General features: G+C 41.7%; 21 protein-coding genes and 1 pseudogene. All 22 read left to right on the top strand.

Annotation, left to right across the window (positions count from 1 at the left end):
* Positions 1-16 precede the first annotated feature (16 nt).
* The 22 genes and pseudogenes from radC to H9Q76_RS06655 all read left to right on the top strand — a co-directional run bounded on the left by radC (position 17) and on the right by H9Q76_RS06655 (position 20224).
* Positions 17-706, top strand: a complete 690-nt coding sequence (gene radC / locus H9Q76_RS06760; protein ID WP_021985500.1) for a RadC family protein — start codon at positions 17-19, stop codon at positions 704-706.
* Positions 703-1557, top strand: coding sequence for a rod shape-determining protein MreC (gene mreC, locus H9Q76_RS06755; RefSeq protein ID WP_242995424.1), 855 nt, complete (start codon positions 703-705; stop codon positions 1555-1557). Before radC ends, mreC begins: the two co-directional genes overlap by 4 nt.
* A gap of 25 nt (positions 1558-1582) precedes the next feature.
* On the top strand, positions 1583-2089 hold the full coding sequence (mreD, locus tag H9Q76_RS06750; RefSeq protein WP_021985502.1) for a rod shape-determining protein MreD: 507 nt from the start codon (positions 1583-1585) through the stop codon (positions 2087-2089).
* 3 nt (positions 2090-2092) lie between these two features.
* A complete protein-coding gene (locus H9Q76_RS06745) occupies positions 2093-4933 on the top strand; it encodes a penicillin-binding transpeptidase domain-containing protein (RefSeq protein WP_021985503.1) in 2841 nt (946 codons plus the stop codon).
* 17 nt (positions 4934-4950) lie between these two features.
* Complete coding sequence (locus H9Q76_RS06740; protein WP_021985504.1) at positions 4951-5433, top strand: septum site-determining protein MinC; 483 nt, start codon at positions 4951-4953, stop codon at positions 5431-5433.
* Positions 5434-5448: 15 nt separating this feature from the next.
* Positions 5449-6258 carry a septum site-determining protein MinD gene (gene minD, locus H9Q76_RS06735; RefSeq protein ID WP_021985505.1) on the top strand — a complete coding sequence of 270 codons (810 nt, stop codon included), beginning with the start codon at positions 5449-5451 and terminating at the stop codon, positions 6256-6258.
* Complete coding sequence (locus tag H9Q76_RS06730) at positions 6227-7345, top strand: FtsW/RodA/SpoVE family cell cycle protein (RefSeq protein WP_021985506.1); 1119 nt, start codon at positions 6227-6229, stop codon at positions 7343-7345. Before minD ends, H9Q76_RS06730 begins: the two co-directional genes overlap by 32 nt.
* Positions 7346-7379: 34 nt before the next feature.
* Positions 7380-7778 (top strand): methylglyoxal synthase, encoded by a 399-nt coding sequence (locus tag H9Q76_RS06725; protein WP_021985507.1) that lies wholly within the window; start codon positions 7380-7382, stop codon positions 7776-7778.
* A gap of 6 nt (positions 7779-7784) precedes the next feature.
* A complete protein-coding gene (locus H9Q76_RS06720) occupies positions 7785-8774 on the top strand; it encodes a D-alanyl-D-alanine carboxypeptidase family protein (RefSeq protein ID WP_021985508.1) in 990 nt (329 codons plus the stop codon).
* Between the two features lie 12 nt (positions 8775-8786).
* Complete coding sequence (locus H9Q76_RS06715) at positions 8787-9206, top strand: hypothetical protein (RefSeq protein WP_021985509.1); 420 nt, start codon at positions 8787-8789, stop codon at positions 9204-9206.
* 23 nt (positions 9207-9229) lie between these two features.
* A complete protein-coding gene (locus H9Q76_RS06710; protein ID WP_117780907.1) occupies positions 9230-10609 on the top strand; it encodes an HlyD family efflux transporter periplasmic adaptor subunit in 1380 nt (459 codons plus the stop codon).
* Between the two features lie 23 nt (positions 10610-10632).
* Entirely contained in the window at positions 10633-11325 is a 693-nt protein-coding gene (locus tag H9Q76_RS06705; RefSeq protein ID WP_021985511.1) for a YggS family pyridoxal phosphate-dependent enzyme, read from the top strand.
* A 17-nt stretch (positions 11326-11342) separates the two neighbouring features.
* Positions 11343-11960 carry a cell division protein SepF gene (locus H9Q76_RS06700; RefSeq protein ID WP_021985512.1) on the top strand — a complete coding sequence of 206 codons (618 nt, stop codon included), beginning with the start codon at positions 11343-11345 and terminating at the stop codon, positions 11958-11960.
* Positions 11961-11981: 21 nt separating this feature from the next.
* On the top strand, positions 11982-13181 hold the full coding sequence (locus H9Q76_RS06695; RefSeq protein WP_118734123.1) for a DivIVA domain-containing protein: 1200 nt from the start codon (positions 11982-11984) through the stop codon (positions 13179-13181).
* 36 nt (positions 13182-13217) lie between these two features.
* Positions 13218-14321 (top strand): 3-dehydroquinate synthase, encoded by a 1104-nt coding sequence (gene aroB, locus H9Q76_RS06690; protein ID WP_249321866.1) that lies wholly within the window; start codon positions 13218-13220, stop codon positions 14319-14321.
* Positions 14311-14829 (top strand): signal peptidase II, encoded by a 519-nt coding sequence (gene lspA / locus H9Q76_RS06685; RefSeq protein ID WP_021985515.1) that lies wholly within the window; start codon positions 14311-14313, stop codon positions 14827-14829. Before aroB ends, lspA begins: the two co-directional genes overlap by 11 nt.
* A gap of 11 nt (positions 14830-14840) precedes the next feature.
* Positions 14841-15758 carry an RluA family pseudouridine synthase gene (locus H9Q76_RS06680; protein ID WP_021985516.1) on the top strand — a complete coding sequence of 306 codons (918 nt, stop codon included), beginning with the start codon at positions 14841-14843 and terminating at the stop codon, positions 15756-15758.
* A 203-nt stretch (positions 15759-15961) separates the two neighbouring features.
* The gene (locus H9Q76_RS06675; protein ID WP_249321865.1) at positions 15962-17716 is read left to right on the top strand and encodes a 1-deoxy-D-xylulose-5-phosphate synthase; all 1755 of its coding nucleotides are present in this window, start codon (positions 15962-15964) and stop codon (positions 17714-17716) included.
* A gap of 161 nt (positions 17717-17877) precedes the next feature.
* Positions 17878-18153, top strand: coding sequence for an acylphosphatase (locus tag H9Q76_RS06670; protein ID WP_118734122.1), 276 nt, complete (start codon positions 17878-17880; stop codon positions 18151-18153).
* 76 nt (positions 18154-18229) lie between these two features.
* Positions 18230-19630 (top strand): hypothetical protein, encoded by a 1401-nt coding sequence (locus H9Q76_RS06665; RefSeq protein ID WP_118734121.1) that lies wholly within the window; start codon positions 18230-18232, stop codon positions 19628-19630.
* A gap of 75 nt (positions 19631-19705) precedes the next feature.
* Positions 19706-19966 (top strand): annotated as a pseudogene (locus H9Q76_RS06660) (DUF1653 domain-containing protein); the annotation flags it as partial.
* Between the two features lie 42 nt (positions 19967-20008).
* Entirely contained in the window at positions 20009-20224 is a 216-nt protein-coding gene (locus tag H9Q76_RS06655) for an aspartate dehydrogenase (protein ID WP_249321864.1), read from the top strand.
* The last annotated feature ends 2 nt before the right edge of the window (positions 20225-20226 follow it).

Here is a 20226-nt window from a genome sequence, read left to right as displayed (position 1 = left end):
GGTGGAAGGAGTGCTTATGCATATATTAGTCAAAGATTTAGCTGTCTGCGAACGCCCTTACGAAAAGGCAGAGCGGTATGGTGTTTCCGCACTTTCGGATGCGGAACTGTTATCCCTGATCATGCGAACCGGCACCAAAGAGGCCAGCGTGCTGGATCTGGCAAATCAGGTATTAAATGCACACGATACGCAAAAAGGATTACTTGGATTGCAGTTTTTGCTGCCACAGGAGCTGACGAAAATCCCTGGTATCGGGAAGGTCAAAGCCATCCAGCTACTTGCACTGGCAGAGATATCCAAACGGATGAATCTCGAACAATTGCAAAAAAAACTGGAATTTCATACTCCTGACACAATTGGAGCGTATTATAGGGAGAAGTGCAGATTTTTATCCGTTGAAAAAACTTTTTTATTGTTACTTACAAATGCGCATACTTTAATCAAGGAAGTGGAGTTATCCTCTGGCACGGTCAATCAGACTTACCTGTCACCACGCGAGATATTTATTCACGCGCTGCGCTATGAGGCAGTGCATATCGTGCTGGTACATAACCACCCATCCGGTCGCGTTACACCAAGTGAGGCAGACATCCAATCGACGCTTCGCATCCGCGATGCAGGGCAGTTGCTTGGAATTCAGGTATCTGACCATATCATCGTCGCTGGAGATCATTATTTAAGTATGCTGGAAAGAGGCATTTTATGAGATTTGATCGAAGAAAAGATATCCATCCAAAATATCTGTTACTTACATTTACGATTATCGGCATCGTGCTGATCGTATTGTCATATGCAGCTGCACCAAAGGTCGCAGGCATCAGGCGCTTTACAAGCAAGCTGATCACGCCAATTCAGAAAGGAATCAATGAGATCGGTCTGTGGACGGATTCAAAAATGAAGAATCTGAACGAAATCAAAACACTGACCGACGAAAACGAAGCTCTGCAAGCAGAGCTTGCATCCTGTAAGCAGGAGATCACAAACTATCAGAATAAAATGCTGGAACTGCAGGAATTGCGGGATCTGTATGATCTGGATGAATCCTATCCTGATTATGAGATGACGGCTGCCCATGTATTTGCAAAAGATTCCACTTCGTGGTTTTCTACATTCTATATTGACAAGGGAACCAAACAGGGACTTTTTAAGGGTGCTAATGTCTTGTGTGGCGATGGCGTCGCAGGCATCATCACGGAATGCTTTGATGATTACGCCAAAGTACGTGCAGTCATCGATGACAATTCCAATATCAGTGCGAAGGTCATGCCTGCAAATGCACTCTGTACTGTCGAGGGAGATCTGAACCTCTATGATAGCGGTTATCTGCTTGTTGAAAATATTGATAAGGACGCCAATGTATCAATCGGAGATAAGGTTGTAACCTCGCCGATTTCAGACCTGTATCATTCCGGTCTGATCATCGGCTATGTGGCAAAGACCTCTTATGACACAAACAACCTGACAATGACTGCCTATATTACACCCGCAGTTGATTTTTCAAACATCACAGATGTGCTTGTCATTACGGCAGAAAAAAAGACCGTCTCCCACGAGTAAGCAAATGTAAGGGAAGCAGCAAATTATGAAACATAAACTGAAACGAATCATAACTTTGGCAATTCTGATTGTCATAAATTTTGTATTACAATCGACGGTGTTTGGATTTCACAGTTTAAGTGTGATCACACCGAATCTTCTTCTGATCCTCACAATGTCCTTTGGACTGATGCGCGGCAGAAAAGAAGGTCTGCTGGTCGGTGCATGCAGCGGTCTGCTGGTGGATATATTTTTCTCCAGCATCCTCGGGCCCTATATGCTTTTGTACATGTTTATTGGTTATATTAACGGATTCTTCCACAAAAACTACATGATTGAAGATGTATTACTGCCTTTGATCGTAATTATTGTGGATGATTTTCTGTTTAACACGATTATCTATATTGTCAGTTTCTTATTAAAGAATAAAACGAATTACGGTGTATACCTTCTGCATGTGATTCTGCCGGAGATTTTATGTACCGCTTTGTTAACGGTGATCATTTACAAGCTCTATGTAAAGATCAACAAACGTTTAAAGGAAGATGAGTAATCTATGTTACGTGAGATATTACAATCAATTAAAGAGATTATTGTCGACTATGTAAAAAGCCGTCTGTTTCCGGTTACAGTTGTCGTCCTTGTACTTTTCTCGATTCTGGTACATCAGCTTTTTGTGTTGCAGATCAAAGAGGGAGAAGAGCATATGGAGAATTTCGTCTACAAGTCAAAGAAGACTTTGACGATTGATTCCGTGCGTGGAAATATTTACGACTGCAATGGAAACCTGCTCGCCTACAATGAGCTTTCTTACTCGGTTGTTTTCAGTAATGACAACGCACAGACAACGATGGCAAAGAACCTGAAGATCAGCGAGAATGAATTGAAAAACCAGATTGTCGACGAGACAATCTCCATATTAGAGAAAAACGGCGACTCCCTGACATTGGATTTCCCGATCAAGCTTGATGCAAATGGGAACTTCCAGTTTACAGTCAAAGACCAGCAGTTGAAAAATTTCCTGAAGGATGTCTATGCAAAAACCGATTATGATTCCATGCCTGACGAACAGAAAAATGCAACTGCGGACGATATCATGGAATATCTGAATACCAAAGTATTTGATGTTTCAGATTCTTATAGCAAAGAAGCAGATTTAAAGATTGTCGGCGTACGTTACAAGTTGTGGATGAACCGCTATCAGCAGTATGTTCCGGTTACCATCGCTTATGACATCAGTGAGACAAGCAATGCAGCGATTACAGAGCATGCAGATGAGCTTCCTGGCATGTCTGTCTCCGTCAAATCCCTGCGCCGCTACAACGACGCCAAATATTTCGCCCATGTCATCGGCTATATCGGTGCCATTTCCGATGAGGAAATGAAAGAAAAAAATGCAGAGCTTTCAGATGAGGAGCAGTATACAAACGAAGAAATGATCGGAAAAACCGGTATTGAGCAGTATTGTGAGTCCTATCTGCGCGGTACAAATGGCCTTGAGACGATGTATGTCGATAACCTTGGTAAAGTTATTGACACTGTTGAATCCAAACCCGCAACAGCCGGAAACGATGTCTATCTGACTCTGGATTTAAATCTGCAGAAATACTGTTATGATACGCTGGAAGATGAGATTACCTCGATCATTTTATCGTATCTGACACCCGCCTATAACGTAATTGCCAAGGAAAATGCCAGCATCGCAATCTCTGATGTTTATTTTGGATTGTTTAATAACAACATCCTGTCACAGGATGATATGCGCGCAGAAGATGCAACGGATACTGAAAAAGCAACGATTCAGGCAATCGATGCCCAGAGACAGGCAACCCTTGACAATCTGGATACTATTTTGACATCTACCTTCACGCCGCTTTCTGAGCTGGATGAGAACTATCAGCATTACATGGAATATATCTGTGAGGTTTTGAGCGACAACAATATTTTCCATACCTCCATGATTGACAAAGACGATCAGGAGTTTATCGACTATACAAACAATGTAACGTCTCTGGAACATTATCTGAAATATGCAATCAGCCAGGAGGCGATCGACCTGTCCGCTTTGAAGGTTGAAAGCGATTATTATGATAATGACGAGATTTATAACGCATTATGCGATTATATTATTGAATATTTAAGTACAGACAGTGAATTCGACAAACTCGTGATCAAAGTTATGCTACAATCCGGAATGATAACCGGAGATGCAGTTGTACAGCTTCTGTATGATCAGGGAATTTTGAACGTCGACGGTGACACCGAGTATCAGGAATACCTCGCTGGAAATTACGGTGCCTATGACTTTATGCGTAAAAAAATCCAGAATCAGGAGATTACGCCTGCCATGCTGGCACTGGATATCTGTTCCGGTTCAGCGATCGTGACTGACGTCAACACTGGAGATGTCAAAGCATATGTCAGCTATCCAAGCTACGATAACAACTATCTGACCAACGAGGTAGATACCGCTTATTATAATCAGCTGTTAGCCGATAAGACAACGCCTCTATACAACCGTGCCAGCCAGCAGCGTACCGCGCCAGGTTCCACCTACAAACCGCTTGTTGCGATTGCAGGACTCACGGAGGGAGTAATTGACACCGGATCGATTTACTTCTGTAACGGACTTTTTGAAAAGATCACACCGTCTCCAAAATGTTGGGGCAACAGTGCACACGGAGGATTGAATGTCGTGGGTGGTATTCAGCATTCCTGCAACCTGTTCTTTTACAACCTCGGATATGATCTGGCGATTAAAGATGGCTCCTATAACGATGCCTACGGTGTTGAACGGATTCAGAAATACGCAGAGCTGTTCGGCCTTGGAGACAAATCTGGTCTGGAGCTTCCGGAAATCGAGCCGCATATCTCTGATAACGACTCCGTTCGAAGCGCCATTGGACAGGCAAAAAACATCTATGCACCCGTCCAGTTATCCCGCTATGTGACAACCATTGCCAACAGCGGAACCTGTTATAACCTCACATTGATCGATAAAGTAACCGACTACGAGGGAAATGTCATTTTGGACAATCATGCAGAAGTGAAAAATCAGGTGCAGCTTGCCAGCTCCACGTGGGACGCCGTCCATCAGGGTATGCGAAACGTGGTTGCGTATTCGGCTGGTTCCGACGAATTGATCAACCGGATCAATGTTCATGTCGCCGGAAAAACCGGAACCGCGCAGGAGAGTGAAGACAAGCCGGATCACGCGTTATTTGTATCCTACGCACCATATGAAAGTCCGGAAGTATCCGTAACCTGTGTTATCCAAAATGGTTATTCCTCCGCCAATGCCAGAGAATTGGCTGGATTCATCTATGCATACATGTATGATCCAGATAAATTAGTTGGTGCCGAAATGAGCGGCAACGCAACGCCGTCCCAAGATTAGTCAAAGAGAGGTGGAGTATGATTAGTCCCGTTATGATGAAAGGTAACAAAGCGGGGATTCGACTGATTATATCGCCGGATGCTACCATAAGTCAGGTGGTTACCTGTCTTTCTGATAAGCTTCAAACAACCGGAAGATATTATGCGAACATCAAACCGATTACCGTTACCTTTGAAGGTAAGGATCTGACAGAGGACGAAAAACAGCAAATCATCGATACACTAAACGACAAAGGCATTCGCATCGGACGCAGACCGCGTTCCATCGAAAAGCCTAAGAAGAAATCAATTTACTCCGATAAAAACGGTCTATTTTATATAGGCAACTTAAAGAACGGACAATCCATACAGGCAGCCGCCAGCATCGTGATTGTCGGAGATGTGGAATCAGGTGCCAGCGTTGAATCCGAGGGCAATATCATTATCATCGGAGCACTCCACGGTGCTGCAACCTCCGGGTGCAAAGGGAAACCTGATACGTTCGTATATAGCCTGAAATAGACTGGAGGATTTATCATGAGTGAAGTGATCGTTGTTACATCAGGAAAAGGCGGTGTCGGAAAGACTACGACAACCGCAAATATAGGATACGCCCTTGCCAGACATGGATTTGAAGTTCTGCTGATTGATACCGATATCGGACTTCGGAATCTGGATGTTGTCATGGGGCTTGAAAACAGAATTGTTTATAATCTGGTCGATGTCGTAGAAGGAAATTGCCGCCATCAACAGGCAATCATCCGTGACAAGCAGTGTGATACGCTATCTCTGCTCCCGGCAGCCCAGACGCGCGACAAAAGCGCCGTCTCTCCAGAGCAGATGATCAAACTCATCAATCAGCTCAAGCCAGATTATGATTACATAATTATCGATTGTCCGGCAGGCATCGAACAGGGATTTAAAAATGCTATTGCTGCTGCAAAACGTGCGATCGTCGTGACCACACCAGAGGTTTCTGCTATCCGGGATGCTGACCGCATCATTGGAATCTTAAATGCAAACGAGATACCACGGATTGACCTTGTAGTAAACCGAGTACGACAGGATATGGTCAAGCGGGGCGAGATGATGTCTGTAGAAGACGTTGTAGAAATCCTTGGGGTCAACCATATCGGAAGCGTCTACGACGATGAGAATATCGTCATCGCAAGTAACCGTGGAACACCGATTGCAACAAAAAACTGTGTTGCAGGACGTGCCTACGACCACATTGCCATGCGGATCTGCGGGCAGGATCTCGCAAAAGAAGAAAAAAGGAGCCGCTTGTTCGGCTGGTTAAAGAAGAAGGATAAAGATGTTCACAAGATTCAGTCTCAGAGACTATAATTTCAAATTACTGATTACCGTCATCATTGCCATGATCTGTGGCGTTGTCATGATCAACAGTGCAGACAGTTCATTCACGCCCAAACAGACCATCGGTATTGGGCTTGGCGTTATCATTATGATTTTTGTCTCTCTATTAAATTACGACTTTGTGTGCCGGTTTTACCGTGTGTTTTTCATCATTAACGCGGTTATATTACTTTCCGTTATCTTTTTTGGTGTGGAAGTCAATTATGCAAAACGATGGATCATGATTGGCGGAAGCGGAGGTATTCAGTTCCAGCCATCCGAATTTTCCAAGATCCTTATGATCTTATTTACTGCAACCTTTCTGGATAAACTGAAAGAAGATAATAAAATCAATACACTTAAAGGACTTTGCCTGTTTGTGCTTCTGATTGGATTATCCCTGGCACTGATCGCAGTAGAACCGGATCTGTCCACGACTCTGTGTCTGGCTATGGTTCTTGTCACAATGTTATATCTGTCTGGATTAAGCTATAAGATTATCGGAATTGCACTGCTGGTATTTGTTCCACTTGCTGGAAGCTTTCTGTGGTATATTCAGAGGCCAAACCAACACTTGCTGCGTGATTACCAGGTGAACCGAATCCTGCAGTTTATCTATCCAGGGCAGTACGGCTCCGACTATACACAGCAGAATAACTCCGTTATGGCAATCGGTTCCGGACAGCTTACTGGAAAAGGCTTAAACACTTCAACCATCGCCACAGTAAAGGATGCAAATTTCATTTCGGAGCAGCAGACAGACTTCATTTTTTCTGTCATCGGCGAAGAACTTGGTTTCGTTGGAAGTGTAATAATTATTGCAATTCTACTGTTAATAGTGTTACAATGTATCCATGTAGCGAGAAATGCAAAAGATACAAAAGGCATGCTGATTGCAGCCGGAATGGGCTGTCTGATCGCATACCAGACATTCATCAATGTCGGTGTTGCAACCGGTGTTATACCAAACACCGGACTACCGCTTCCGTTTATCAGCTACGGGCTCAGTTCCCTGATTAGTATCTCGATTGGAATCGGAGTCGTGCTAAATGTCAGTATGCAAAAAACAAGCTACTAGGGAAGACTATAATGTTACTTAAGGAGAACCGTACATGAACATCGGTTTAATCGCACATGATGCGAAGAAAAAATTAATGCAGAATTTCTGTATCGCTTATCGGGGGATTATGTCTCATCATGAACTTTATGCAACCGGAACGACAGGACGTATGATTGAAGAGGTTACCAATCTGACTGTCCACAAGTTCCTCGCCGGGCATACCGGAGGAGAGCAGCAGCTCGGTGCCATGATTGAGAGCAATGATCTGGACATGATGATATTTTTACGCGATCCACAGACCAAGAAGAGCCACGATGTAGATATCAATAACATCTTTTCGCTTTGTGATATTCACAATATTCCACTTGCAACCAATCTTGCAACCGCGGAATTGCTGATCAAAGCGTTGGATCGTGGTGACTTAGATTGGCGAGAACTGTTTAAGCACTAAAAAACTATGCGAAGTAAATATTTAACTAGAAATTTAATAATACTTGTACTGTTGGTATTGTTTGTATCTATTGTCTGTATTATCAACAATCACGTAAAGGCAGCGTATCCTGATGTTGATTCCGCTACTTACGTGATCGACCACCTGGTTCATCAATCGGACAATGTTGATTTCCATCAGGAGGACACGATTGTTTATCGTGACGACCGTACCCAGGCGGATTTGTTTCCCGAAGACTATTACGCTCTTTTAATCAATGAATCCGACCAGACGGTACTTGCCGCCAAAAATGTACATCAACGTATGTATCCGGCAAGTATGACGAAGATGATGACTGCAATTGTTGTGGCTGATGCCATTGAAGCCGGAACCATTTCACTCGATGATATGGTTGAGATCACACAAAACTATGATCTGACAGCAGAAGATGTTGCCCCCAGCCAGTTGCATCGTGGATATACCATTTCCGTAAAAGACCTGTTGTATGGGCTGATGTTAGAATCCAACAATTATTATGCCCTGTATCTGGCAGAGTATGTGGGTGGGGATATCCAAAGCTTCTGTGACCGTATGAATCAGAAAGCCCTGGAGCTCGGAGCTACAAACACTCATTTTATGAATCCACACGGACTGGACGATCCAAATCACTATTCGACCGCATATGACATGTACCTCATTGTAAAAGAAGTCCACAATCATCAGATCCTACGGGATATTGATGGTTTTGATACATATACTTATACGTTTTATGATTCCAATGGCGCAGCAATTGATACCGAAAGCACCGCAACAAATTTATTTGTTACGGGAGAAGTGTCTCTGCCAGCGACCTTCCATCTGGAATCCTGGAAAACAGGAACGACCGATGGAGCTGGTAACTGTCTTGCCATGTATCTGACCAAGGACGGTAAGGACTATGTAGTTGTCGCATCATCCGGCAATTCCAAAGCGGACTTATACAATTCTATTATACGTTTATTATGTTTAACAGACTAAGGAGGACATGAGATGCTGGAACTAATTATTGGAGCAAAAGGAAACGGTAAAACACGCAAAATGGTGGAAAGAGCGAACAACGAAAGCAAGCGTACTAGCGGTTCTATCATTTACATTGATAAGAGCAACAAGCATATGTATGAACTTTCTAATGTCATCCGGCTCGTCAATCTGCACGAGTACGATATTCAATCCCCAGATGCCTTTATGGGCTTTATTCAGGGACTGATTTCTTCCAACCATAATGTAACTCACATCTTTTTGGATAACTTCATGATGATGTGTAACATCGAGGCAGATGCACTTGGCGCTGCATTGAAAGAGATTGATAAGATTTCCGAAAAATACAATGTTACATTTGTCATCAGTACTGCCGTGGAAGAATCCATGTTGCCAGCAGAATATGCAGCCAATGTTGTCTGTAAACTGTAAAATACACACAATCAGGTGAGGATATGAAACAACCAAACCGTATTATACAACTGAATAAAGAGATACGTGCAAACGCTGCAACCATAGTTATTGCAGCGGTTTTGCTGTATGTCGTAATCAGCGTCGTATCTTCGCTCAGCAAAGAATCCGTTACGATTTATCAGGTCAGCAAAGGTGATGTCAGCAATGATATTACCTTACAGGGACTTGCAATCCGTGACGAGGTTATCGTAAACACACAGAAATCCGGTTATCTCTGTTACTATATCACCGATGGAGAAAAAGTAAAAAAGAACTCTACTGTATGTACCATTGATGAGACCGGAGAGATCTATAATACTGAAAATAATTCTGACAGCAATTACAACGCACTGTTGTCAAGTAATGACTATGCAAGCATCCGTTCCCTGATATCTTCTTACAAGTTATCATACAGCGATGTAACCTTTTACAACGCGTACAGCTTCGAGACAAGCGCTAACAACAAGGTATTCGAGCTGACAAACGAAGTACTGATGCAGCAGGCAGGCTCCTCTGGACGCGGACTGTCTTCGGTCAGTGCCCCAGACAGCGGGCTTGTAACATATTACATTGACGGATATGAGAATTATCAGATTTCTGAAAAGATCAAAGCTTCCGATTTTGATAAAGCCGGATACGATAAAAAGGCGATGAAATCCGGGGATTATGCAGAAGCCGGTTCCACTATCGTGAAGATCATCCCATCCGAACAGTGGAACATCGTTGCGCCGATCTCACAGGATCAGCTTGCAGAATTGGACGGGCAGTCATATGTGAAGTTCCGTATCAACAATTCGAACTTTACGATTACGATGCCTTTTACAATTATTGAAGGTTCCGATGGCTCTTATATCAACATTGCCATCGATAAATATATGTCAAATTATCTGTCCGAGCGTTTCGTGACTGTGGAACTGATTCAGTCCGATGAGAGTGGTCTGAAAATTCCTTCGTCTGCACTTGTAGAAAAGCAGGTCTATCGGATTCCGCTCAGCTATCTGTCTGCAGGCAGTAACCAAAGTAACGAGAACCGTCTCAACCTGCAGCGGACCGATGACAATGGGAACAAAACTATACAGCAGATGCAGCCAAAGATTTATAAGACAGACGAGAAATACGCCTATGTTGATCCAGAAGGCTTTGAGGATTCTGACATTCTGGTCAATATTACCTCGAATGCTACGATTGCAGCATCGTTGTTAGAATTATATCCACTGACCGGTGTTTATTTTGCCAATCAGGGTATTGCAGAATTCCGCCGGGTAACTGTGATTAAAACAATCGACGAATTTGTTCTGATTGAAAGTGGCGAAGAGCTAAAAGCCTACGATAACATCGTGCTGGATGCACAAAGTGTCACAGAAAATCAGCTTATATATTAAAAATTAGAAAGGTCTTGATCAAGATGCTATACGAAAATTATGAACAGGTAGTTGCAAATGTCAAAAAAGCGTGTGAACGCTCCGGCCGAAATTTTCAGGATATTACGATCATTGCAGTCAGCAAAACCAAACCATTATCCGATGTAGAGGAATTACTTTCACATGGTGTGATGGAATTTGGTGAGAACAAAGTGCAGGAGATGGTTGATAAATACGAACATGTATCCAAACCGGTTCACTGGCACTTAATCGGACATCTGCAGACAAACAAAGTAAAATATATTGTAGATAAGGCATGTCTGATCCACAGTGTGGATTCGGTGCATCTGGCAAAAGAAATTGAGAAGGAGGCTGCTAAAAAAGGGGTAGTTGCAAAGGTTCTTCTCGAAGTCAACATTGCACAGGAAGAAACAAAATTTGGAATCCGGGAGGATGAGGTTTACGCTTTGATTGACGCGATCAAGGATATGCCGCATGTTCATGTTATGGGACTCATGACGATCGCTCCATTTGTGGAAAATCCAGAAGAAAATCGTGTTTATTTCCGTAAAATGCACCAATTATCGCTTGACATAAAATCCAAATGCATTGATAATATTGATATGAGTGTTTTATCAATGGGAATGACCAATGATTATGAAATCGCCGTCGAGGAGGGCGCGACTATGATTCGTGTCGGAACCGCCATTTTCGGTGCGCGAAATTATAATATTTAATTAAGGAGAATAAGGTTATGGCAAAGGATGCAGGTAAAAAGAGTTTTCTTGATTTTTTCAAAGTCAAAAATATAGATGATGATGAAGATGAGTTCGATGACGATCTGTTTGACGACGATGATTATGATGACGATGACGACGATGATTATGAAGATGTAAAACCACGTGCATCGAAATCAAAACCATCTTTCAGCAAGCCAGCTGCACGTTCCGCTTCCAAATACGAAGCAGCTACACAGCAGGCATCGACTACACATCGGAGTACTGCAGGCAGTTCATCCAGTGGCAAACTGGTTGATTTCAAGGACTCCCAGAAGTCTTACAGCAGAAGCTCAGATTTCCGCAACCGTAGTGAAGTATTTGTAATTAAACCACAGGAGACAGATGAGGCACAGTCCGTCATTGATTTCCTTCGTGCAAACAAAACAATCGTGATAAATATTGAGGGCTTGGATGTCGCAGTCGCACAGCGAATCATCGACTATGTTGGCGGTGCATGCTATGCAATGGGAGGCTCTTTGAATGTGGTATCTTCCAACATATTTATTGCAACACCTCAGGATATCGAAGTATCCGGAGATTTGAGAGAGGAATTGGTTGGTCAGGATGCCCTGACACCATACGTACAGTACTAAACGAATAGGGGGGTTGGAAAGTTGCTTACACCAGTTGATATTCAACAGAAGAAATTTCATGTCGGTTTGGGTTACGACAAGAAAGATGTAAACACATTTTTTGACAGTGTTTCAGAAAGCTATGAATCCTTGTATCGTTCAAATGCGGAGTTAAAAGAGAAGGTCTCCATATTAAACGATACATTACAGAATTATCGTTCCAAAGAATCACATCTTGAGAAAAGCTTGAAGCGTGCGGAAAAAGACACCGTAGAGACTATCTCCAATGCAACAAAGGAAGCAAAGGAGATTATTCGTGATGCCAAAATTCAGGCAAACAACATTGTGTCTGACGCAGAGAAACGTCTGGAGCGTCTGGAAGATGAGATTGCATTATTAGAAGCAAAATACACCGCTTACAAATCTAATTTCTGTTCGTTACTGAAAAAGCAGTTTGAGTTCTTAGGCGAGCAGGATTTTGATCCATCCTCTATGATTGATGATCGTGCATGGACACTCATGGGTGGAGAGGAGAAACAGGCTTCCGCCTCTGCAGGTGACGGGTTTGGTGCCTACACCGGAGATCCTCAGTTGCGCGATGAATCTACATTGGGTGGATTTAATGGTGGATTTGGCAGTGGCGATACAACCAGCACAAGCGCTGTATATACACAATCTTTAAGTGCCGGAGAGAATTTTGTTGATCCTTTTAAGCCAAAGGAGCAAAAGGATTATAATCCATTTGACGCAAAGGGAAAAGGTTCAGAAGAGAAAAAATCTTCCTTGAAGGTTGCCAATTCCGCGGAAGAACGTAAAAAAATGAAGCGGGCAACTGTCGGAAGCTCCGAAGCTGCAGCAGCAGTTCAAAAAGCAAGGGAAGCCGCTGCTCAGGCAGCCAAAGCGCCGAAGCCGGAACCAAAACCAGAACCAAAACGGGAAGCGCGTCCAGAACCAGAACGTGCTCCAGAGCCGGAAGCAAAACCGGAGCCGACACCGGAACCAGCTCCAGAAAGAAAGCTGGAACCGGAAGTAAAACCAGAGCCAGTTCCAAAAGAGCCAGATATTGATGAGATTCCAACGATTTCTCATTTATCAGTGTCCGACGATGATACAGATACAGAAGAATCTGCAGAGAGCATCGAAGGCGAAGTAGAAGCAAAAAAGAACAACGGACCAGCGTTGATCGGAGAAGGCGAAGACGATGATGCCGAGACCGACGATGATGGATTTGAGTTCATCTAATCAAATATCGTATTACATACAGAAAGAAGAGTTACCATGAAGAATTTAACTGTCCATCTTGATGATAAGCCAATCTACGATATCGTATATGAAAAGAGCTTTGATGCACTTCCCAGTATGATAAAAGAACTTGGCTACAGTAACCGTAAAATCTGTGTGGTATCCGAAAGTCATGTAGCATCCTTGTATTTGGATGCTATATTGCATTCTATCAAAGATGCCTGCACATATACAACATCCTTTGTCTTTCCAGAAGGAGAGGCAAGCAAGAATCTGAATGTTGTCAGAGACCTGTACACCCATCTGATTGAAGAAAAATTCGATCGAAACGATGTACTGATCGCCCTCGGCGGCGGTGTGGTCGGTGATCTGACCGGATATGCGGCCGCAACCTATCTGCGCGGTATCGACTTTATCCAAATTCCAACCAGCCTGTTATCACAGGTTGATTCCAGCATCGGCGGAAAAACCGGTGTGGACTTTGACTCCTACAAGAACATGGTCGGCGCCTTTCATATGCCGAAACTGGTGTATATGAACCTGTCTGTGTTAAAGACATTATCGAACCGCCAGTTTTGTTCGGGTATGGGCGAGATCATCAAGCATGGTCTGATCAAGAATGCCAATTATTTTATATGGTTGAAGGAAAACGAAGCACAGATTGCAGCGCTTGATCTTCCTACCGTTGGAGAGATGATCTACGAAAGCAACGTCGTAAAGAAAAATGTCGTTGAAAACGATCCGACCGAAAAGGGAGAGCGTGCACTGTTGAATTTTGGACATACTCTCGGTCATGCCATCGAAAAATACATGAATTTTGAATTTTTGCATGGAGAATGCGTGCTGATCGGATGTGCACTTGCCAGTATCATTTCCTACAAAAAAGGGAATATTACACAGGCAGAGCTGCGAGATATCCTACACAGCATGAAACCGTACCATGTACCAAAGCTGCCAGCCGACGCGAATTTTGCAACAATCGTATCCTATACGAAAAACGACAAGAAAGCCATCGGTGGAAAAATCAAATTTATTTTGTTAGAGACGATCGGACACGCGTATATCGACATGGATGTAAGCGAGGAAGATATGCTTCTGGCACTCAAAGAATTACAGGAAAGATATCAGGATGAATACTAAAAATAAAATCAAAATCTATATAATACCGATTCTTTGTATCGGTTTGCTTGTTGCATTCGATCAGATCACAAAATTCATCGTACGCACATCCTTTGCGTTATATGAATCACATCCACTGATCAAGAATGTATTTCATTTGACATATATTCAGAATACCGGAATCGCATGGGGCATGTTCAAAAACGGCAGAATAATCTTCCTGATTCTGACCGTTCTTGTGTTGCTTGTCTGTGCAGGTATTTACGCAAAAATTCCAGAGAACAGGCGCTTTACCCCAATTCGTGTCTGTCTGGTGTTCCTTGTATCTGGCGCAATCGGAAATATGATTGACCGTATTTCTTTACATTATGTAGTGGATTTCTTTGATTTCCGGCTGATCAATTTTCCGATTTTTAATGTCGCGGATATCTATGTGACCGTGAGTATGATCGTGTTGATCTTACTGTGTGCATTTTACTATCACGACCACGAAATTGATGTGTTATTCTCAAAATCAAAAAAAGACTAAGATATTACAATATGGAAACTTACGAATTTACAATCGACGCAGCTTCCACAGACATCGGCACGCGACTGGACAAATATCTGACTGAACAGATACCTGACCAATCGCGTTCGTATATCCAGAAGCTGTTAGACGATAATTTCATAACTGTAAATGGCAAATCTGCTAAATCCAATTACAAGCTCCGGGCAGGCGATACGATCACAGTAGAGATCCCGGAAGCAGAAGAATTAGACATCGAACCGGAGAATATTCCACTCGATATCGTCTATGAGGATGATGATATCATTGTCATCAACAAACCGAAGGGCATGGTTGTGCATCCGGCACCGGGACATACAAGCGGAACACTCGTCAATGCCCTGATGTACCATTGTAAGGATTCCTTATCCTCCATCAATGGGGTATTACGACCGGGAATCGTTCACCGGATTGATATGGATACGACCGGACTTTTAGTTGCCTGCAAGAGCGATCAGGCGCATCGTGTATTGTCCGATAAGTTCAAGGTACATGATATTCACCGTGTCTACACAGCGATCGTCTACAATCAGTTTGCCACAGATGAGGGAACGATTAACAAACCGATTACCAGACACAAAACCGACCGCAAGAAAATGGCAATCGATCCAAACGGCAGACATGCCGTCACACATTACCGTGTGATTGAACGGCTAAAGCAGAACTTCTCCCTCGTGGAATGCGAGCTTGAAACCGGACGGACACACCAGATCCGTGTCCATATGGCAAGCATCAATCATCCATTGCTTGGGGATGAGGTGTATGGGCCGAAGCAGAAGCCTTTTGCCACACAGGGACAGGTATTACACGCAGGGGTACTCGGGTTCGACCACCCAATCACCGGAGAATATATGGAATGGCATGCAGACCTTCCAGACTATTTTCAGGAGATTTTGAAGCGGCTTCGATAAACGGACTTTTTTGGCGCTTATAGGATATAAGAAGGGATTTTTATGAACACAATTATCCGGTAACGATTTATAATTTATAAAAAATTTTTCTTGACCTAAAGCTAAGTTTAGGTTGTATAGTAAACACAGAAAGGATGAATAAAGATAGTATTCATCCTTTTTGTGCGAGAAATAATAAGAAAATTTCAGGAGGAACAAACGTTATGTACATTGAGAAAATCAACGGTCCAGAGGATGTGAAGAAGCTTTCAAACAACGAACTTACAAGCTTAGCGGCGGAGATGCGTCAGGTGCTCTTGAAGCGTGCGAGCATCCACGGCGGACATTTCGGTCCAAACTTCGGTATGGTAGAAGCAACGATTGCTTTGCACTATGTATTTGAATCTCCGAAGGATAAATTTGTGTTTGATGTATCTCATCAGACCTACCCACACAAGATGCTTACTGGCAGAAAGGATGCGTATCTTTACGAAGAGCATTACAACGATGTATCCGGCTACAGCAACCCGGAGGAAAGTGACCATGACCATTTTGTGATTGGTCATACATCTACCTCTATCAGCCTGGCTTGCGGTCTTGCAAAGGGACGTGATGTGCGGGGTGAGAGCGGAAATGTGATTGCAATCATCGGCGATGGATCCTTGAGTGGTGGCGAAGCATTAGAGGGACTTGATTTTGCATCTGAGCTGCAGAGCAACCTGATCATTGTCGTGAACGATAACGATATGTCGATCGCAGAAAATCACGGTGGCCTCTACCAGAACTTAAAGCTCCTGCGCGAGACAAACGGACAGGCAGAATGTAACCTTTTTAAGGCGATGGGACTTGACTATGTGTATGTTCATGAGGGGAATGATATTCCGGCGTTAATCAAGGCGTTTGAAGGCGTCAAGGACAGCGTAAAACCAGTTGTGGTACACATTCGTACCTTGAAAGGAAAAGGCTACAAGCTCGCCGAAACACACAAGGAAGAGTGGCACTGGCATCTGCCGTTCGATATCGAGACCGGCGAGGTAATCGCAGATTTTGGTGGTGAGGATTATTCCAGCGTTACCTGTGACTACCTGATGAAGAAAATGAAAGAAGATCCAAGTGTTGTGACCATCACATCTGCCACACCGACGGTAATGGGCTTCACGGAAGATAAGCGAAAGGAAGCGGGCAGACAATTCGTGGATGTCGGAATCGCCGAGGAAACAGCTGTGGCACTCGCCTCCGGTATTGCGAAAAGCGGTGGCAAACCGGTCTACGGCGTATACAGCACATTTATCCAGAGAACCTATGACCAGCTGGCGCAGGATCTGTGTGTAAACGGCAATCCGGCAACGATCCTGACATTTTCTGCGTCCATCTATGGTATGAACGATGTCACACACCTCGGCATCTACGACATCCCTATGATGGCAAATATCCCAGGACTTGTCTACCTCGCACCAACGACAAAGGAAGAGTACCTTGCCATGTTAGACTGGAGCATCGCCCAGACAGAGCATCCGGTTGCCATCCGCGTACCAGGTGGCGCATTTGTCTCTGACGGTAAGGCTGTCACAAAGGACTTCTCGAAGCTGAATAAGTACGAGATCACGAAGCAGGGCAGCAAGGTTGCAATCATCGGTCTTGGTTCATTCTACGGACTTGGTGTAGAAGCAGCCGAAGCACTGAAAGAATCAACTGGCATCGAAGCAACCATCATCAATCCATATTATATTACCGGTCTTGATGAGGCTATGCTCGAAGACCTGAAGGCAAACCACGATGTGGTTATCACACTCGAAGATGGCATCTTGGACGGTGGTTTCGGTGAGAAGATCACCCGGTTCTACGGAGCTTCTGATATGAAGGTATTGAACTTCGGTATCAAGAAGGAATTCCTCGACCGTTACGATGTAAATGACGTATTAAAGGACAATCATCTGACTGTGGAACAGATTGTGGATGATGTGAAGAAGTGTCTGTAATGTAAATAACGATACACACGGAAAGAGATAATTATTTCTATTGGAATGATTATCTCTTTTTTATTTCATTGCACCAGCAAGAAAAATGGCTTATAATTAAATTATTATTGATTCTGAAGCAGAAAAGCAAGCAAGAAAAACACATATAAATGGAGAACAACATGGCAGATATCATCAGAAAACATATCATATTTCACGGAAGCGTACAGGGTGTTGGCTTCCGGTATTATTCCGAACACAAAGCAAACCAGTTGCGCCTTACCGGCTGGGTAAAGAATCTCTATAACGGAGATGTCGAAATGGAGGTGCAAGGGGCAGAATCAGCCATTGATGAGCTGATCGCATTCCTCGCCGGACGTCGATTTGTCCAGATTACAGGGATGGATGTCAAGAAACTGGATGTGGTGGAAGAGGAGCGGAGTTTTGGGATTGATTAAATTACCAAGAATTCAAAATCTATATTCAAATTGATTATTTCAAAACAATAATATTGTTTCAGAAAGGAGCATACACATGGAAAAAATAATTACATTTTTAGAAAATATTTCATTGTCAATTCCAATATTGTTTTCAGTGTTATTTTTCTATCTTATATTTAAAACTGATAAAAACGAATCAAAAACAAACAGCAAAAAAATGTCTTATGAAAAAAACAGTATCTATTACAAAGACAAATATTCTAATATAACTATCGGTTATTTTGTTTTTGCTGCTACAGTTTTAATTTCGATTATTACCACTTACTTTATCAAATCATTTGATTCTAATAAACTTAATAATCTATATAGCAACTGTTTAACTCTAACAGGTATTACTATTTCCGTTTTAATTTTTATTATAATTTTTAATAAAAAACAGTATATTTTGTTTACTATAAAAGAAATACTAGAATATTATAAAATACCATTATTTGTAATCCTATTGTTTATTTCAACAATTGAAATTTTTATCTTTAATATTTTTTTATTTCCAAAATACGATTATATTATATTATCGGGAATTTTAATGAATTGTTTTAGCAATTTTTATATATTATATATTCTTTTTTCAATTATATTATTTGATAAAAAAGATTTTACATTACTTGCACAATTACATCGACTATTTTTTCTTAATGATGTTGAAATAAATATGATCAATAAAGAATCATGGAAATTTCAATTTATTAGGGAGAATTTTAATACAATAAACAAAAAATATATAAGCTTATGTAAACATAAAAGTATCTACTCAATTAAGGAAATTATTTATTCAAATAACTTAGGTGATTACTCTGAAGAAAAATATAAGAAAGCTAAATTATATTGCTATTTTTATTTATTAGGTATGTATGTTTATTCTTTATCTTTTATAGCTTTAAGGTATAGATTTAATGAGTTTTTCATATTAATGTTGTTATTTCTTATTATTACAATTGTAATTATTGAATATACAACCAAGGATAGAAAAAATGCCTTAATAAAATTGGGGTGCAAAGAATGGGTATATATTATAGACGAGAAAAAGGTTATAAGTGTTTTTCTAAATAATAAAAATATCAATTACAAAAAAGGCTACATACATGCATTAAATAATATAAACGCCTTTTTTTACATTTGGATTTATCTAATAAAAGGGAAAAAACAAATTATCAATTCTATGCTAAATACAATGATTGATGATATTCAAAATTTAGATAAAGAAAAGCAAACTTTGACAACTTACTTTCCAATATTTACTATAGGTTTTTTTCTGTATGATGTTGATTACAAAAATAAAAGACTTAAGAGTATTTATAACCAACTTTCATCAAATAATGATTTTGAGCAAGATATTTTTAATAAAATGATATCAAATCAATTATTTTATTTATCAAAAGGCAAAAGAACAGATAATATAAAAAAATATATTAATTGGTTAACAAAAAAGGCTTAATATAATATCAAATAGACATATACGATAAATAGCTGTTTAAAGAAAGGAATTTTATTCATGCACACCTTTACCATCGGTGCCATCGTGCGCCACTTCAAAAGAGAATATATCACCGATCCGCAATCAGCCGAATATCTCTACAAGATATTGGCATTTGCATCCCACACGGAGACAGGAGAGAAGCTTGTGATCTATCAGGCACTTTATCCTCCATACAAAACGTGTGCGCGTCCATATGACATGTTTATAAGCGAAGTGGATCATGTGAAATACCCTGATATCAAGCAGAAATATCGTTTTGAAGTAATTGAAACTGACCTTTTTCCACAAGCATGATAGGGTATATAATGACTCAATCTCTCACAAAGGAGCCCCACCATGAAACTTTTCCACAAAAAATCACACACCACCTATAACCCAGTCGAGAAAACTCCTGTCATCAAATGCAGCATCTGCACCGGTGAGCAGGTTGCTGGATTTCAGGATAATTCCACCAAAGCATTTGAGGACATTATGCTGATACAAGATGCATCAGATCTTGCACATTTCCGGGAAATGTATGGTATAATCGGAGATATCAGAAAGATTTATTAATC

It is taken from the genome of Wujia chipingensis (assembly GCF_014337155.1).
In the GTDB taxonomy this organism is placed as follows: Bacteria; Bacillota; Clostridia; order Lachnospirales; family Lachnospiraceae; genus Coprococcus_C; species Coprococcus_C hominis.
This window is presented reverse-complemented; position numbering and strand designations above follow the sequence as displayed.

Excerpts from the sequence above, each read along its gene's own strand:
- radC (WP_021985500.1), top strand. The coding sequence starts at position 17 with ATGCATATATTAGTCAAAGATTTAGCTGTCTGCGAACGCCCTTACGAA.
- mreC (WP_242995424.1), top strand. The coding sequence starts at position 703 with ATGAGATTTGATCGAAGAAAAGATATCCATCCAAAATATCTGTTACTT.
- mreD (WP_021985502.1), top strand. The coding sequence starts at position 1,583 with ATGAAACATAAACTGAAACGAATCATAACTTTGGCAATTCTGATTGTC.
- H9Q76_RS06745 (WP_021985503.1), top strand. The coding sequence starts at position 2,093 with ATGTTACGTGAGATATTACAATCAATTAAAGAGATTATTGTCGACTAT.
- H9Q76_RS06740 (WP_021985504.1), top strand. The coding sequence starts at position 4,951 with ATGATTAGTCCCGTTATGATGAAAGGTAACAAAGCGGGGATTCGACTG.
- minD (WP_021985505.1), top strand. The coding sequence starts at position 5,449 with ATGAGTGAAGTGATCGTTGTTACATCAGGAAAAGGCGGTGTCGGAAAG.
- H9Q76_RS06730 (WP_021985506.1), top strand. The coding sequence starts at position 6,227 with ATGTTCACAAGATTCAGTCTCAGAGACTATAATTTCAAATTACTGATT.
- H9Q76_RS06725 (WP_021985507.1), top strand. The coding sequence starts at position 7,380 with ATGAACATCGGTTTAATCGCACATGATGCGAAGAAAAAATTAATGCAG.
- H9Q76_RS06720 (WP_021985508.1), top strand. The coding sequence starts at position 7,785 with ATGCGAAGTAAATATTTAACTAGAAATTTAATAATACTTGTACTGTTG.
- H9Q76_RS06715 (WP_021985509.1), top strand. The coding sequence starts at position 8,787 with ATGCTGGAACTAATTATTGGAGCAAAAGGAAACGGTAAAACACGCAAA.
- H9Q76_RS06710 (WP_117780907.1), top strand. The coding sequence starts at position 9,230 with ATGAAACAACCAAACCGTATTATACAACTGAATAAAGAGATACGTGCA.
- H9Q76_RS06705 (WP_021985511.1), top strand. The coding sequence starts at position 10,633 with ATGCTATACGAAAATTATGAACAGGTAGTTGCAAATGTCAAAAAAGCG.
- H9Q76_RS06700 (WP_021985512.1), top strand. The coding sequence starts at position 11,343 with ATGGCAAAGGATGCAGGTAAAAAGAGTTTTCTTGATTTTTTCAAAGTC.
- aroB (WP_249321866.1), top strand. The coding sequence starts at position 13,218 with ATGAAGAATTTAACTGTCCATCTTGATGATAAGCCAATCTACGATATC.
- lspA (WP_021985515.1), top strand. The coding sequence starts at position 14,311 with ATGAATACTAAAAATAAAATCAAAATCTATATAATACCGATTCTTTGT.
- H9Q76_RS06680 (WP_021985516.1), top strand. The coding sequence starts at position 14,841 with ATGGAAACTTACGAATTTACAATCGACGCAGCTTCCACAGACATCGGC.
- H9Q76_RS06675 (WP_249321865.1), top strand. The coding sequence starts at position 15,962 with ATGTACATTGAGAAAATCAACGGTCCAGAGGATGTGAAGAAGCTTTCA.
- H9Q76_RS06670 (WP_118734122.1), top strand. The coding sequence starts at position 17,878 with ATGGCAGATATCATCAGAAAACATATCATATTTCACGGAAGCGTACAG.
- H9Q76_RS06665 (WP_118734121.1), top strand. The coding sequence starts at position 18,230 with ATGGAAAAAATAATTACATTTTTAGAAAATATTTCATTGTCAATTCCA.
- H9Q76_RS06655 (WP_249321864.1), top strand. The coding sequence starts at position 20,009 with ATGAAACTTTTCCACAAAAAATCACACACCACCTATAACCCAGTCGAG.